Origin of the sequence: Nitratireductor luteus (genome assembly GCF_026162365.1) — a bacterium.
GTDB lineage: Bacteria > Pseudomonadota > Alphaproteobacteria > Rhizobiales > Rhizobiaceae > Chelativorans > Chelativorans luteus.
Genome location: NZ_JAOANW010000001.1, coordinates 337,961 through 352,142 on the forward strand (window position 1 = coordinate 337,961; position 14,182 = coordinate 352,142).

General features: G+C 64.3%; 12 protein-coding genes. 3 read left to right on the plus strand and 9 right to left on the minus strand.

Translation table 11 applies throughout. The features are described from left to right. Window positions 1-34: 34 nt before the first annotated feature. On the minus strand, window positions 35-769 hold the full coding sequence (locus N1058_RS01715; RefSeq protein ID WP_265515746.1) for a GntR family transcriptional regulator: 735 nt from the start codon (window positions 767-769) through the stop codon (window positions 35-37). 182 nt (window positions 770-951) lie between these two features. Here N1058_RS01715 and N1058_RS01720 point away from each other — a divergent pair, with 182 nt between their 5' ends. From N1058_RS01720 to N1058_RS01730, 3 genes are all read left to right on the plus strand, one after another. Continuing rightward, on the plus strand, window positions 952-1,434 hold the full coding sequence (locus tag N1058_RS01720; protein WP_265515747.1) for a putative pterin-binding protein: 483 nt from the start codon (window positions 952-954) through the stop codon (window positions 1,432-1,434). Between the two features lie 7 nt (window positions 1,435-1,441). Further along, on the plus strand, window positions 1,442-3,436 hold the full coding sequence (locus N1058_RS01725; protein WP_265515748.1) for a putative bifunctional diguanylate cyclase/phosphodiesterase: 1,995 nt from the start codon (window positions 1,442-1,444) through the stop codon (window positions 3,434-3,436). 141 nt (window positions 3,437-3,577) lie between these two features. Beyond that, window positions 3,578-3,991, plus strand: a complete 414-nt coding sequence (locus tag N1058_RS01730) for a VOC family protein (RefSeq protein ID WP_265515749.1) — start codon at window positions 3,578-3,580, stop codon at window positions 3,989-3,991. Window positions 3,992-4,023: 32 nt separating this feature from the next. Here the strand turns inward: N1058_RS01730 and N1058_RS01735 are convergent, their stop codons facing one another. The 8 genes from N1058_RS01735 to mmsA all read right to left on the minus strand — a co-directional run bounded on the left by N1058_RS01735 (window position 4,024) and on the right by mmsA (window position 13,979). After that, complete coding sequence (locus tag N1058_RS01735) at window positions 4,024-4,662, minus strand: 2-dehydro-3-deoxy-6-phosphogalactonate aldolase (RefSeq protein ID WP_265515750.1); 639 nt, start codon at window positions 4,660-4,662, stop codon at window positions 4,024-4,026. Continuing rightward, a complete protein-coding gene (locus N1058_RS01740) occupies window positions 4,659-5,588 on the minus strand; it encodes a 2-dehydro-3-deoxygalactonokinase (protein ID WP_265515751.1) in 930 nt (309 codons plus the stop codon). Before N1058_RS01740 ends, N1058_RS01735 begins: the two co-directional genes overlap by 4 nt. A gap of 5 nt (window positions 5,589-5,593) precedes the next feature. Continuing rightward, complete coding sequence (locus tag N1058_RS01745) at window positions 5,594-7,120, minus strand: aldehyde dehydrogenase (NADP(+)) (protein WP_265515752.1); 1,527 nt, start codon at window positions 7,118-7,120, stop codon at window positions 5,594-5,596. Window positions 7,121-7,179: 59 nt separating this feature from the next. Beyond that, window positions 7,180-8,106 carry a Gfo/Idh/MocA family protein gene (locus tag N1058_RS01750; RefSeq protein ID WP_265515753.1) on the minus strand — a complete coding sequence of 309 codons (927 nt, stop codon included), beginning with the start codon at window positions 8,104-8,106 and terminating at the stop codon, window positions 7,180-7,182. A gap of 110 nt (window positions 8,107-8,216) precedes the next feature. Next, window positions 8,217-9,962, minus strand: coding sequence for an L-arabinonate dehydratase (gene araD, locus N1058_RS01755; RefSeq protein WP_265515754.1), 1,746 nt, complete (start codon window positions 9,960-9,962; stop codon window positions 8,217-8,219). Window positions 9,963-10,246: 284 nt separating this feature from the next. After that, complete coding sequence (gene araD1, locus N1058_RS01760) at window positions 10,247-11,212, minus strand: AraD1 family protein (protein WP_265515755.1); 966 nt, start codon at window positions 11,210-11,212, stop codon at window positions 10,247-10,249. A gap of 11 nt (window positions 11,213-11,223) precedes the next feature. Then, on the minus strand, window positions 11,224-12,399 hold the full coding sequence (mmsB, locus tag N1058_RS01765) for a multiple monosaccharide ABC transporter permease (protein ID WP_265515756.1): 1,176 nt from the start codon (window positions 12,397-12,399) through the stop codon (window positions 11,224-11,226). A gap of 59 nt (window positions 12,400-12,458) precedes the next feature. Next, a complete protein-coding gene (gene mmsA, locus N1058_RS01770) occupies window positions 12,459-13,979 on the minus strand; it encodes a multiple monosaccharide ABC transporter ATP-binding protein (RefSeq protein ID WP_265515757.1) in 1,521 nt (506 codons plus the stop codon). Window positions 13,980-14,182: the final 203 nt, after the last annotated feature.

Below are 14,182 nucleotides of genomic sequence, written 5' to 3' on the forward strand. Positions count from 1 at the left end.
GGCGCGCGCTAGCGCCGGCCCTTCAGGCGGTCCGTCAGTTCATGACGAGGGCAAGGCCCGGCACGCTTCCGATCAGGTTGCTGTGCTCGGCCATGAAATATTCCAGATTGGTGCGCGCGGCGCGCGCGTGCTCACGCGCGAGCGCCTCGGCCCGCGCCCCTTCCCGCGCCTCGATAGCGGCAACGATGGCCCGGTGCTGCGCCTGGTTCGCCGGCAGCGTCAGCCGGAAGTTGGGGTGGTATCCCCTGTCGGGCAGGAAAGCCGTGGGCGAGGCGAAGGGCAGCCGGTTCACCCGATCGATCTCGCGCAACACCACGTCGCTGCCCGAAAGCGTCGCTAGCTCCTCATGGAAGACGCCGTTGAACTCCCGGTAGCTTTCCACATCCACGTCGCCCGGCTCGGGGCCGAAGCAGCGGTCGAGGCGCAGGAGCGTCTTGTGTATGCGTATCAGCGCTGCCGAGTCGACGCCACGCTCGGCCGCCAGCCTCACAGCCGTACCCTCCAGCACCCCGCGCAACTCGATCGCGTCGACCACATCCTTGTAGCGGAAGCTGCGCACCACGAACCCGCCGCCGCGGGCGCGGTCGAGCAGCCCCTCCTCGGCCAACCTCGACATGGCCTCGCGCACAGGCGTTCGCGAAATCCCGAGCTCCTCGGCGAGCGGCACCTCGAAGAGGCGGGTTCCGCCGGCGAGACTGCCGTCGAATATCCGCTGCCTGAGCTCGATCATCGCGCGTGCAGCATGCGTGTTGCTTGAGGACTTTTCCACAGTGATTCCATCTCTTTTCCGGCACCATGTATACATGATGCGCCGTCTCGGCGCCAATTCTTTGCTCAATCGGCCGCGCGCTCTTGATGGCCGTGTTGGAAAACGCACGATGGGCGCGGCAACAGCTTTACTCGCTGTAGAGGATTAACCGGCATAATCCGTCTCCAAATGGGGGCTTTCTGATGATCAAGCTACTTTACGCCGTCTTCGTTTCGAGTCTGCTTTTGGCTGCACCGCTCACAGCCGCCGCGGAAGACGCGGTCGTGCTGACGATCGACGGTGCGATAGAGGGCGGCAGCATCGACTATACGCTCGAAGAGCTCGAGCAAATGCCGTCGGCGACCATTGCCACGTCCATGCCGTGGGAGGACGGCGTCGTTTCTTTCGAGGGCGTACCGATGGCGGCGCTAATGGAGGCTGTCGGCGCCAAGGGGGGCACGGCCCGGGTCCTTGCGCTGAACAATTACGTGACCGAAATTCCATTTGTCGACTTCAACGACTACGGCGTCATACTGGCCTTCAGGAGAAACGGCGACCATATGCCGATCGCCGACAAGGGGCCCCTCTTCGTTGTTTATCCTTTCGACGACCGCCCAATGCTCAAGGACGAGCTCTATCACGCCCGCTCCGCCTGGCAGGTGCGTCGGATAACCGTCACTCCTTGAGCATGTGATGGGCTGGATAACGAGATTTCGCTACCTTGCAGGTGGCACGCTGATCTTCCTCACCGTGGTCGCTGCGAGCCACTTCTGGTCTCTGGAAGTATCGAAGAACGCCGCGGAACGCTCGCTGAGACTCGACCTGTCCTGGATCGGAATGCACGGGCGCCTCGAAGCGACGACGCTGGAGAAGTACGTCGCCCGCTATGCCGTAAGCGGCACGACGCAGGACCGCGAGAATGCGCGTCTTTACTATCAGATCTTGCAGGGGCGGCTCGATATGTGGGATCGCGGCGTCTTCAAGAAGTTCCTGGACAGCCGCCCGGACAGGGCGGCCCAGCTGGCTCAATTGAAGCGGCGGATCGACGGATTGTCGAACTATTTCGCCAGTCTCGAGGATCCGGCAGCCCAGCGCCATATCCTGGCGGAACTCCAGACGGCGCGCGCCGCCATCGACGGCATCGGCGGCGATGCCCATACCGCCGGCGTCATCGAGTCGTCACGCGCCTACCAAGATCTCAGGCAGAACCAGCGCAACCAGAACCTTATCTTCGTCCTCGTCCTTGCGGTCGGCAGCGGGCTGCTGGCAGCGATATTCTTCCAGAACCGCTCGCTGCAGCGCGCCCATCGGACCGCGCGCGCGATTGCCGAACGCAACGGCTTCCTTGCGCGCCACGACGCCCTGACCAAACTGCCGAACCGGCGCGCTTTCGTTGCCTCAATGAAAGCGATGCGCGGTCCGGCACGGAGCGAAGAAGACCATATAGGCATTCTGGCGATCGATCTGGACGGCTTCAAGGCGGTCAACGATACGCTTGGCCACACGGCGGGCGACGAATTGTTGAAGATCGTCGCGGACCGCCTCCTTCGGGCAGCCAGGAAGTTCGACAAGAACAACATCGTCTCGCGTTTCGGCGGCGACGAGTTCGTTGCGCTTGTAAACTTGCCGGAAGGTTCGTGCCCCGTCGTCATCGCCGAAGATATCCGGCGGGCGGTCGAAGAGCCCGTGCAACTCGGAAAGGTTCCCGCGTCGGTTGCCGCATCGATCGGCATCGCGGTCAGCGACATCACCGACGATCCGGACCGCAATCTCATACTCGACGCCGACCTTGCGCTCAGTGTCGCCAAGTCTCGCGGCAAGGGACAGGTGGTGCATTTCGATCGGGCGCTGCGCAACGAAATTGAACGGCAGCGCCATATCGAGCGCGATCTGGTGACGGCAATCAATGCCGGCCAGATATTCGCCAACTACCAGATACAGGTGGACCTTGCGACCGGTCGCCTGAGCGGCGCGGAAGCTCTGGCGCGCTGGCGCCATCCCACCTTGGGCGACATTTCCCCTGTGGAGTTCATTCCCATAGCCGAGTCCACGGGTGACATCGTCGAGCTGGGCTATTCGATTCTGCGGCAGGCTTGCCGCGACGCTCTCCTTTTCCCGGACGACATTCCCGTTTCCGTCAACCTGTCCGTGGCGCAAACCATGGACGACAAACTGGTGAGCACGGTTGCCACAATACTTGGCGAAACCGGCCTCCCTGCCAGCCGCCTGAAGCTGGAAGTCACCGAATCCGTCCTGATGCACGACGCGGAGCGCGTGGTCGTCGCCTTGCACGAGCTGCAATCCATCGGCGTGTCGATCGCCCTCGACGATTTCGGCACCGGATATTCCTCGCTCGCCTATCTGCGCAATTTCCGCTGGAACGAGTTGAAGATCGACCGCAGCTTCGTTCGCTCGGTTCTGGACGAGCCACTCGACCTCATCATCATCCGCGCCGTGCGCATGCTCGCCGAGGAAATCGGCGCGAAGGTCATCGTGGAGGGCGTCGAAACCGTCGAGCAGGAGCGCATCCTGAAGGCCGTACATTGCGACATAGGCCAGGGCTTTCTCTACGGCCGCCCCGTTTCGGCAGAGGATTTACCCACAACGATACTGCGCGCGCACGCATCCGCATCTTTGGAATATGGTCCAGCACCCGATTCCAATGTAAAGCTCGCCCGCCGGCATTAGATTCGGCGAGCTTGGAGCGACCCCAGGAAAAATGGGAACCGGTTTTCCGTCCGGAACCGAGTGGAATCAGCCAGTTGGATCATCCTGTCGTTTCCGTGAAACGGTGAAATGATCTAGACAAGCATTTCAGGAGTGCGCCGCATGCGATCCATCTTTCACCTGGCCTACAACGTGACCGACCTCGACGAAGCCCGCCGCTTCTATGGCGGCCTGCTCGGATGCAAGGAAGGCCGCAGCGCGCCGAGCTGGGTCGACTTCGACTTCTTCGGCCATCAGATATCGCTGCATCTGGGCGAGCCTTTCGCCACGGCGGCGACCGGCAAGGTCGGCGAGCACATGGTGCCCATGCCGCATCTCGGCGTCATCCTGCAGCGCGACGACTGGCAGGCGCTCGCCTCCCGCCTTAAGGACGCCGGCGTCGACTTCATCATCGCCCCGACCACCCGTTTCGAGGGCGAGCCGGGCGAACAGAATACGATGTTCTTCCGCGATCCTTTCGGCAATCCCATAGAGATAAAGGGCTTTGCCGATCTCGGCACCGTCTACGCAAGCTGAGACCCGCCACGCGAACGTGGCGGCAGGGTGCCCTACCCGCTGAACACCGCATCATAAGCCGCCACCGCCGCCCCCGCCTTCCGCGCGGTCTCCACGGCACCGTCGCCGGGCTTGTACAGGCTCGAACCCAGGCCGAAAGTACGTATGCCGACGGCCTTGTAGGCAGCGAAGTCCTTGTCGGAGACGCCGCCGACCGCGCCGATCGGCACATCGGCGGGCAGGACCGCGCTGACGGCCTTGATGCCGGACGGTCCCAGCACGCTTGCCGGAAAGAATTTCAGGCCGGATGCTCCGGCCTTGACGGCAGCCAGCGCTTCCGTGGGCGAGAAGACGCCGGGCATCGTCACCATGCCATGGGACGCCGCCGCGCGGATGACCTCGGGCTCGACATTGGGACTAACCATCAGCTGCCCGCCGGCTTCATGAAGACGCTTGACGTCCTCCACAGTGAGGACGGTACCCGCGCCGATCAACACACCCTCGGGCGCATTGCGCGCGGCCTGCTCGATCGTGCGGAAAGGCTCCGGCGAGTTCAGCGGCACTTCGATCGCCTCGAAACCCGCATCCAGGAGAGCATCGATGACGCCGGGCGCTTCATCGGGCGTCAGCCCGCGCAGGATCGCCACGAGATCGCGGCGCAGCTTCGGCCACGCAATACGGGTTCCGGTCATGGAGCAATCCTTTCGGGCCAAAGAATACACGCCGCGTCGAACAATCCACGGCGCACGAGTTCCGCGCCGTCGAGCGTCCGGCCCGCGATGCCGGCGGCCTCGAAGGCGGTTTCGTAAAGCCGGGCCTGGCCGCCTGCGGCAACCAGTTGAACCTCATCCGGCCTCTCCTGGCGAATTGCGGCCGCTATCTCGCTTCCAAGCAACAGGCCGGAAAGCCGCGCCCGCAATTCCTCGGGAGCGGTCCCCGACAAAAGCGCTGCCGCGCGCAGCGAGAAAAGCGCCGCCGTGACGGCATCCCCCGACAGCATCTCGCGAACGGCATCGCCGAACGCCGGGTTGCCCGGATCGGCATCGCCTTCGCCTAGCGTGTCCCGCAGGATCGAGTGCTGGCGCATCAGCGCATAAAGTTCGCCGGTCATGAAGGTGGTGAAGCCGGTCAGCCGTCCCTCTTCAAGCCTCGCCCATTTCGAATGGGTTCCGGGAAGGCAAAAAAGGCCCGATCCCGTGCCGGTCGCCATCGCGCCGGCCAGTTGCGTTTCCTCGCCGCGCATCACGTCTTCCCGCCCCGCCATGCGCTGGCAGACGCCGGGCAGGATGCGCACATCGCGCCGCGCGGACACAACGCGCAAGGCGTTCCGCCCGAGGTCGCGCAGGTCCGCGGGCGCATCGAGATACGGCGCTTCCGCCCAGCCGCCGCGCGCACCGGCCATGCCGCTTACGATCACGGGCAGATCGTCCGGTGCGCCCACGACGGAAAGATGCGTCTCCATGACCGCCTCGAAGCGGTCGGGCATGCAGGCGCGCATGCCCTCGCCGCTGGCGCGTTGGGCGATAACTGAGCCCTCACCGCCCAGCAGCCACAGCCGCATGTTGGTCGTGCCCCAATCTATGGCAGCACAAAAGGCCTGAGGCTCCGCCCCGCTCATTTCCGTCAGACGTCCGCCAGATCGGCCGGCAGCAGCGCCGCCGGCATATCCTGGAAGGCGACCGGACGCAGGAAGCGGCGGATCGCCAGCGTGCCGACCGAGGTGGTCGAGACATTGGTGCTGGCCGGATAGGGACCGCCGTGCATCATCGCGTCGCTGACCTCCACGCCGGTCGGAAATCCGTTGGCGATGAGACGTCCGGCCTTGCGCTGGAGGATGGGCATCAGCGAGGCGGCCAGCGTCCGGTCCGCGTCGTCCATGTGCAGCGTGCAGGTCAACTGACCTTCCAGGCTGTGCGCCACCGCCCGCATCTCCTCTTCGTCCTTGACCCGGACCAGAAGCCCCAGCGGGCCGAAGACCTCATTGTGAAGGTCGGGATTGGCAAGCCAGTCCTCGCCCGTCGTCTCCAGCAGGTCCGGGCCGCTGTTGCGGCCCTCGCCGGTGGAGCCGAGCGTGGCCTTGGCGCAGCCGAGGCCCACCACCTTGTCGCGCCCGCGCCGATAGGCATCGGCGATGCCGCTGGTCAGCATGGGCTGTGCGAGGACCTTTTCCAGCACGCCCTTGGCCGTTTGCGCGAAGCCGTCGACATTGTCTCCGGCAAGCGCGATGGCGACGCCGGGATTGGTGCAGAACTGGCCCACGCCCATGGTCAGCGACGCCGCCCAGCCTTCGGCGATCTTTCCGCCGCGCGCGCCGAGGGCGGCGGGCAGCAGGAACTGCGGATTGACGGAGCCGAGTTCGCCGAAAAACGGAATGGGCTCGTCGCGGCCCTGAGCGAGGTTGAACAGCGCGCGCCCGCCGCCCAGCGACCCGGTGAACCCGATCGCCTTGACCAGCGGATGCGTGACGATCGCCTCGCCTGCCTCGTTGCTATTGCTCTGGATCAGCGAGAAAACGCCCGGGTTCTGTCCCGTCTTCTCGATGGCCGCCGCAATGGCCTCGGCGACGATCTCACCGGTGCCCGGATGCGCCGGATGGCCCTTCACGATGACCGGGCAGCCGGCTGCCAGCGCCGACGCCGTGTCGCCGCCGGCGGTGGAAAAGGCCAGCGGAAAGTTCGAAGCGCCGAAAACGCCCACCGGCCCGATGGGAAGCTGCATCAGCTTCAGGTCCGGCTTGGGCAGCGGCTGGCGGTCGGGATTGGCCGGGTCGTGGCGGCGGTCGAGATAGTCGCCCTTCTCGATATGGTCGGCGAACAGCCGAAGCTGCCCGGTGGTGCGTCCGCGCTCGCCGTTGAGGCGGGCTTCCGGCAGGCCGGTTTCCTGGACGCCGATCTCTGTAATGGCCGCGCCGCGCGCTTCGATCTCGTCGGCGATGGCGCGCAGGAATGCGGCGCGCTCGGTGCGGCTGGAATAGCCATAGGTCCAGAACGCTTCCTCGGCCGCCTTGGCGGCCCGGTCCACATCCGCCGCCGTTCCGACGGAGAACTCATGCTTGGGCCCGGTGACGGGATCGGAAGCAAATGTCTTGTCTCCTGCGACCCACTCGCCGGCAATCAAATGTTTTCCGCGTGGCTCGAAGCTTTGGGACATCGTAGGATCCTTGGGTTTGGGAGATGTAGGGTGAATGATGCCTTCGGCATTAGCCCTATCTATTCATGAAAGGGGGCGACGTCGACCTTTCGGCCGCAAAGAAATGCGTCAGCCACAATCTTCAGCGGACTGAGGTCCACATCGATCTCGTTATTTGCAACAAGCTCCGCGAAGCGCGCATAAAGACCGTCATATTCAGCCTCCGGCTCCTCCTTGCGCATGCGGCCGTCGACGCTCATGCTCGCGCCGCCGCGGGAAAGCTTGAGTTCGCCCTGGTCGGTGCGGATGGCGATGTCCCAGGTCTGCGGCCCTTCCTGGCGCCAGTCGAAATCGGCTTCGACGGCCACGCCGTCGAGGTTCCTCATCGACAGTTTCGCGGCAATGGGCATCGCGCGGTTTTCCGGCGTTTCGAGTATCGCCCCGGTCACGAACACGGAGGGCACGAGCGCCGTCAGGATCGACAGGGCGTTGATGCCGGGATCGAACACGCCGAAACCGCCCGCCTCCCATATCCAGTCCTGGCCGGGGTGCCAGCGCCGCACGTCCTCCTTCCAGACGATCTCGACCGAGCGGATCGTCTTGCCCTTCAGCCATTTGCGGGCCGGCTCCACGGCCGGCGCGAAGCGCGAATGCCAGGTCGCAAAGAGGCTGACCTGATGGTGCTCGGCCAGCGCCACCAGCGCCTCGACCTCCCCGAGCGTGGCTCCGGGCGGCTTTTCCAGCATCACGTCGCGCCCGGCCTTGATGGCCGAAACCGCCATTTCGAAACGCGATGAAGGCGGCGTGCACAAAGAGACGGCCAGAACGTCCGGGCGCGCCGAAAGGAAGGCTTCCAGATCCGTGAAATTCTCGACGCCGTCCACCTTCGCATTGCGGCTGACGCCGGCTGCCAGGGCGAAGGACGGCGAGCGCTCGATGGAGGGGATATGCTGGTCGCGAGCGATCTTGCCTATGCCGACAAGACCGATCTTCGTCGGTTCACTCATGGTCGCTCCTTGCAGCATCGGTCCGAAAATCGGAATCGGTTTTGGAAAGCACGATGCGTAGATTCAAAAGGTTGGAGCGTCCTTGTGCGTCCAGATGGACGCACGGCGCTCTAGTGCGAATCGCGCGGCACGGCATTGCCCCGGCATCCTTTCAGAAAGTCGAAATCGGCGCCGGTATCGGCGCCCTCCACATGGTCGTGGAAGAGCTGCGCGTAGCCGCCATTGGGCCGCTCGACCAGCGGCGTCCAGGCCTCGAGCCTGCGTTGCAGTTCCTCGTCAGATATATCGAGATGCAGGCGGCGCGCCGGCACGTCGATTTCGATCATGTCGCCATTGCGAACCACCGCCAGCGGCCCGCCCACCGCCGCCTCCGGCGAGGTATGCAGCACCACGGTGCCGTAGGCCGTGCCCGACATGCGGGCGTCGGAGATGCGCACCATGTCGGTGACGCCCTTCCTCAGCACCTTCGGCGGAAGCCCCATATTGCCGACCTCCGACATGCCCGGATAGCCCTTCGGCCCGCAGTTCTTCAGAACCAGGATGCATGTCTCGTCGACATCCAGCGCGTCGTCGCCGATCTTGGCCTTGTAGTCGTCGATGTCCTCGAAGACGACCGCCCTGCCCCGGTGCTGCAGCAGCTCCGGCGAAGCCGCCGAAGGTTTCAGCACGGCGCCGCGCGGCGCGAGGTTGCCCTTCAAGACGGCGATGCCGCCCTGCTGGGTCAGCGCCTTGTCGAGCGGTCGAATGACGTCCTCGTTCCAGTTGCGCACATCCTTGATCTCGTCCCAGACCGGGCCGCCCGACACCGTGAGCGCATCGCGGTGCAGCTTGCCGCCCTCGCCCAGCACCTTCATGACGACCGGCAGGCCGCCGGCATAAAAGAACTCCTCCATGAGATATTTGCCGGAGGGCATGAGGTTGACGATGGTCGGCAGATCGCGGCCCAGCCGGTCCCAGTCGTCCAGCGTCAGGTCGACGCCCGCCCGGCCGGCGAGCGCCAGCAGATGGACGACGGCATTGGTCGAGCCTCCGATGGTCCCGTTGACGCGGATGGCGTTCTCGAACGCCTCGCGCGTCAGGATGTCGGAGGGCTTCAGGTCGTCCTTCACCATGTCGACGATGCGCCTGCCCGACAGATGCGCCATCACCCGGCGGCGGCTGTCGACGGCGGGGATCGCGGCATTGCCGGACAGCGCCATGCCCAGCGCCTCGGCCATCGAGGCCATGGTCGAGGCGGTGCCCATCGTGTTGCAGGAGCCGGGCGAGCGGCTCATCGCCTGCTCGGCCTCGAGGAAATCCTCCTGGCTCATGGTCCCGGCCTTGATCGCCTCCGACATCTGCCACAGCGCCGTGCCGGAGCCGACGCGCTCGCCGCGGAACCACCCGTTCAGCATCGGGCCGCCGGACAGGACGATGGCCGGCAGGTCGGTGCTGGCCGCGCCCATCAAGAGAGCGGGCGTGGTCTTGTCGCAGCCGGCCAGGAGCACCACGCCGTCGAGCGGGTTGGCCCGCAGCGCCTCCTCCACATCCATGGCTGCCAGGTTGCGGTACATCATGGCGGTAGGCCGCAGCGCGCTCTCGCCGGTCGAGAAAACCGGAAACTCCAGCGGCAGTCCGCCCGCTTCATAGATGCCGTGCTTCACCCGCTCGGCAAGGTCGCGCAGATGCGCGTTGCAGGGGGTAAGCTGGGACCATGTGTTGCAGATGCCGATCACCGGCCGCCCGTCGAAAAGATCGGCAGGCAGGCCCTGGTTCTTCATCCAGGAACGGTGGTAGATATGGTCGCGCGAGGTGCCGCCGAACCACTCTTGCGAGCGCAGCGTGCGTGGCCAGGGCTTCGGGGTGAATGCGCTCATGCGTTTCTGCTTCCTTTCCGGAACCAATGGCCGGAATGCCGTATGAATGTGTTGGAACGAACGGAATGGATAACGCCCCTTCGCACCCCCCTTTGCCCTGCCGGGCATCTCCCCCTCAAGGGGGGAGATTGCGCCGGCCGCGCGCTCCGGCCCTTACTCTGAAACGCTCGTGATTGGCGAAGACCATCGCGACGGCTGATCTCCCCCCTTGAGGGGGAGATGCCCCGGCAGGGCAGAGGGGGTAAAGAAGCGCTGGCGTCTCCGGGCATGTTCCCGCTCCCGCTCTAAAGCGCCTTCACCGCCGCAAAACCCTTCTTCTCGCGCCCATGCGGGTTCCTCAGCGGCAGGCCGAAATCCGGTGCCGAGATCTCCCACACGTCCCCCTCGCCGCACGATACTCCGTCGGCGAAGGAGAGCGTGGCGGTGCCGAACATGTGCACGTGCAGGTCGCCCGGCTGGCGGAACAGGCCGTATTTGAAATGGTGGTATTCAAGATTGGCGATCGAGTGGGACATGTTGTCCTCGCCCGAAAGGAACGGCTTTTCCCAGACCGCCTTGCCCTCCCGCAAGATGCGCGAGGTGCCCCTGATGTCGCGCGGCAGGTCGCCGACCAGAAGCTCGGGGCCGAAGGAGGCGGGCCGCAGCTTGGAGTGGGCGAGAAACAGATAGTTGATGCGCTCGGTTACATGGTCGGAGAACTCGTTGGCGAGCGAGAAGCCGAGCCGGTACGGCTGGCCGTCGGCGCCCACGACGTAGAAGCCGGCGATCTCCGGCTCCTCGCCCCCGTCCAGCGCGCAATCGGGCGAATGGAGCGGGTCGCCGGGAGCGACGGCGCAAGTGCCGGTGCCCTTGTAGAACCATTCGGGCTGAACGCCTTCCTTTCCCTTTTCCGGCTTGCCGCCCTCGATGCCCATCTTGAACATCTTCATGGAGTCGCTCATGCCCTTTTCATCGGCGTGCATGGCGTCGCGGGTGGAGGCTGAGCCCAGATGGGTGAGCCCCGTGCCGGTCAGGAACATGTGGGCCGGGTCCGGATGCCGGACCGGGCAGTCGAGCGCGCCCTGGGCGGCCAGCGCTTCCAGATCCACGGCATCGCCCAGCCCGCGTGCTTCTATCGCGGCGGCCAGCGGCAGGCCCTTTTCAATGGCCTCGACGGCCAGCGCATAGGTGCTCTCAGTGCCGTTCACAAGGCGGGCATCATTGCCCCGGCGGCAGATGACACCGCCCTTTTTCAGTTGCGAAAGATGCATGTCCCGCCCCATCAGCTGGATTTGTTCTTGTTGTAGACGTCGAAGATAACGGCCGCGAGGAGCACGAGCCCCTTGATGACCTGCTGATAGTCGATGCCGATGCCGACGATCGACATGCCGTTGTTCATCACGCCCATGATGAAGGCGCCGACCACCGCGCCGACGATCTTGCCGACACCGCCGGACATCGACGCACCGCCGATGAAGACGGCGGCGATCACGTCCAGTTCGAAGGCCACGCCCGCCTTGGGCGTCGCCGTGTTGAGGCGCGCGGCGAAGATCAGCCCGGCAAGGGCGGCCAGCATGCCCATGTTGGCGAAGGTGAGGAAAGTCAGCTTCTCGGTCTTGATGCCGGAGAGCTTCGCCGCCTTCTCGTTGCCGCCCAGCGCATAGATGCGCCGGCCAAGCGTGGTCGAGTTGGTGAGGAACGTATAAGCCGCCGTCAGCACCGCCATGGTGATGAGTACATTGGGAAAGCCGCGATAGGTCGACAGCAGATAGGACAGGTAGAGGATGGCGAAGGCGACCAGCCCGTTCTTGGCCAGGAAGAACGGGAAAGGCTCGTCCTCGATGCCGTACTCGGTGTTGCGGCGGCGGCTGCGCACGGCCAGATAGACGATGCTGCCGGCCGTCAGCGCGCCCAGGAGAATCGCGGTGATGTTCGGCTTTGCCGTACCGAATATATCGACGACGAAACCGGTGCTCAAAAGCTGGAACTCGCGCGGGAACGGACCGACCGACTGCCCCTCGAGCAGCCACAGCGTCAGGCCGCGGAAAACGAGCATGCCGGCCAGGGTGACGATGAAGGACGGAATGCGCCAATAGGCGATCCAGTAGCCTTGCGCCGCGCCGATCAGGATGCCGGTCGCAAGGCAGACCGGAATGACGATGAAGCTCGGCAGATCCCAATTGACCATCATGACGGCGGCCAGCCCGCCGATGAAGCCCACGACGGAGCCCACCGAAAGGTCGATATGCCCGGCGACGATGACCAGCAGCATGCCCAGCGCCATGATGACGATGTAGCTGTTCTGCAGGATCAGATTGGTCAGGTTGACCGGCCGCATCAGCGTCCCGTCTGTCACGACCTGAAAGAAGCCCATGATCACTACCAGCGCGACGAGCATGCCGTAGTCGCGCAGATGGTTCTTCAGATAGCCGCCGATCGAGATTGCAGCGCCTTCCATTCTTTTCTCCCCGGGGTTTGGACCCGCTTTGTCTTGTCTTGCGGCAGCATCGGACATGGTTATGACCTCACGATCATGGACATGATTTTCTCCTGGGTCGCTTCGCGCCCATCGAGTTCGCCGACCAGTCGGCCTTCGTTCATCACATAGATGCGGTCGCACATGCCGAGCAGTTCAGGCATCTCCGACGAGATCATCACGACGCCCTTGCCCTGTGCGGCCAGCTCATTGATGATGGTGTAGATTTCGAACTTGGCGCCGACATCGATGCCGCGCGTCGGCTCGTCGAGGATCAGCACTTCCGGTTCGGCAAAAAGCCATTTGGACAGCACGACCTTCTGCTGGTTGCCGCCCGAAAGATTCATCACCTTCTGGAAGACGCTGGGCGTGCGAATGCCCAGCGCCGCGCGATAGCTCTCGGAGACCTTGCGTTCCTCGGCGTCGTTGATGACACCGTTCTTCGAAACACGCGCCAGATTGGCCAGCGTCGTATTGCGCAGGATATCCTCTTCGAGGACCAGGCCGAGCGCCTTGCGGTCCTCCGTCACATAGGCCAGGCCGCTGTCGATGGCGCGGCCGACCGTGGAGACGTCGATCTCCTTGCCGCGCAGCTTTACCGACCCTCTGATATTGTTGCCGTAGGAGCGGCCGAAGATGCTCATGGCGAGCTCCGTGCGGCCCGACCCCATCAGTCCGGCAATACCGACCACCTCGCCGGCCGATACCTTGAAGGAAACATTCCGTATCACCTGCCGGTCGGAATGATCGGGATGGGTCACGTTCCAGTCCGAGACCTCCAGCAGGGTCTCGCCGATTTTCGGCGTCCGGTCGGGATAGCGGTGCGCCATGTCGCGGCCCACCATGTCGCGGATGATGCGCTCCTCGCTGATCTCCTCGGCATGGCAGTCGAGCGTCGAAACCGTCTGGCCGTCGCGCAGCACGGTGATGGAATCGGCGACCCGGCTCACCTCGTTGAGCTTGTGCGAGATGAGGATGGAGGCGATGCCCTGCGCCTTGAACTCGAGCAGGAGATCGAGAAGCTTCTGGCTGTCGTTTTCCTGAAGCGAGGCGGTGGGCTCGTCGAGAATGAGCAGCTTGACCTTCTTCGACAGCGCCTTTGCGATTTCGACGAGCTGCTGCTTGCCGACGCCCAGCTTGTCGACCAGGGTCGAGGACCTTTCCCGAAGACCTACTTTCCTCAGCAATTCGTCGGTGCGGGAATTGGTCTCCGGCCAGTTGACGACGCCGGCGGCCGCAACCTCGTTGCCGAGAAAGATGTTTTCGGCAATCGACAGGAGCGGCACCAGGGCAAGCTCCTGATGGATGATGATGATGCCGACCTTTTCACTGTCGGAAATGCCGGAAAAGGAGACAGGCTTGCCTTCGAATTCGATGTCGCCATCGTAAGTGCCGTGCGGATAAACACCGCTCAGAACCTTCATGAGCGTAGACTTGCCGGCGCCGTTCTCGCCCACCAATGCGTGGATTTCGCCGGGTACGACCCTGAGGTTCACATCGTCCAGAGCCTTCACACCGGGGAAGACCTTGGTGATGCCGCGCATCTCCAGAATGGGTTCCATCGAAAGCATTCCGCTTCTTTTGCGTTACAGCGCCGCGCGTCCTTCAGGACGCCACACAAGGAAGCTGTAAATGATTGAATCTACGCCTCTGTCCGCCCGAATGGCGGGCCAGGCGCAAACATCCTTGATTGCCGGAGCGGCTGGCGCGCCCGCCCCCCGTGGGCGCGCCGCCCCGACACGGTCCGCCCAGAGGGCGGACCGTT

Bases quoted from the DNA above. Each gene is read 5' to 3' on its own strand.
- araD (WP_265515754.1), bottom strand. From the start codon at position 9,962: ATGAGCGCATTCACCCCGAAGCCCTGGCCACGCACGCTGCGCTCGCAA.
- N1058_RS01750 (WP_265515753.1), bottom strand. From the start codon at position 8,106: ATGAGTGAACCGACGAAGATCGGTCTTGTCGGCATAGGCAAGATCGCT.
- N1058_RS01740 (WP_265515751.1), bottom strand. From the start codon at position 5,588: ATGAGCGGGGCGGAGCCTCAGGCCTTTTGTGCTGCCATAGATTGGGGC.
- N1058_RS01735 (WP_265515750.1), bottom strand. From the start codon at position 4,662: ATGACCGGAACCCGTATTGCGTGGCCGAAGCTGCGCCGCGATCTCGTG.
- N1058_RS01720 (WP_265515747.1), top strand. From the start codon at position 952: ATGATCAAGCTACTTTACGCCGTCTTCGTTTCGAGTCTGCTTTTGGCT.
- N1058_RS01745 (WP_265515752.1), bottom strand. From the start codon at position 7,120: ATGTCCCAAAGCTTCGAGCCACGCGGAAAACATTTGATTGCCGGCGAG.
- araD1 (WP_265515755.1), bottom strand. From the start codon at position 11,212: ATGCATCTTTCGCAACTGAAAAAGGGCGGTGTCATCTGCCGCCGGGGC.
- N1058_RS01730 (WP_265515749.1), top strand. From the start codon at position 3,578: ATGCGATCCATCTTTCACCTGGCCTACAACGTGACCGACCTCGACGAA.
- mmsB (WP_265515756.1), bottom strand. From the start codon at position 12,399: ATGGAAGGCGCTGCAATCTCGATCGGCGGCTATCTGAAGAACCATCTG.
- mmsA (WP_265515757.1), bottom strand. From the start codon at position 13,979: ATGGAACCCATTCTGGAGATGCGCGGCATCACCAAGGTCTTCCCCGGT.
- N1058_RS01725 (WP_265515748.1), top strand. From the start codon at position 1,442: ATGGGCTGGATAACGAGATTTCGCTACCTTGCAGGTGGCACGCTGATC.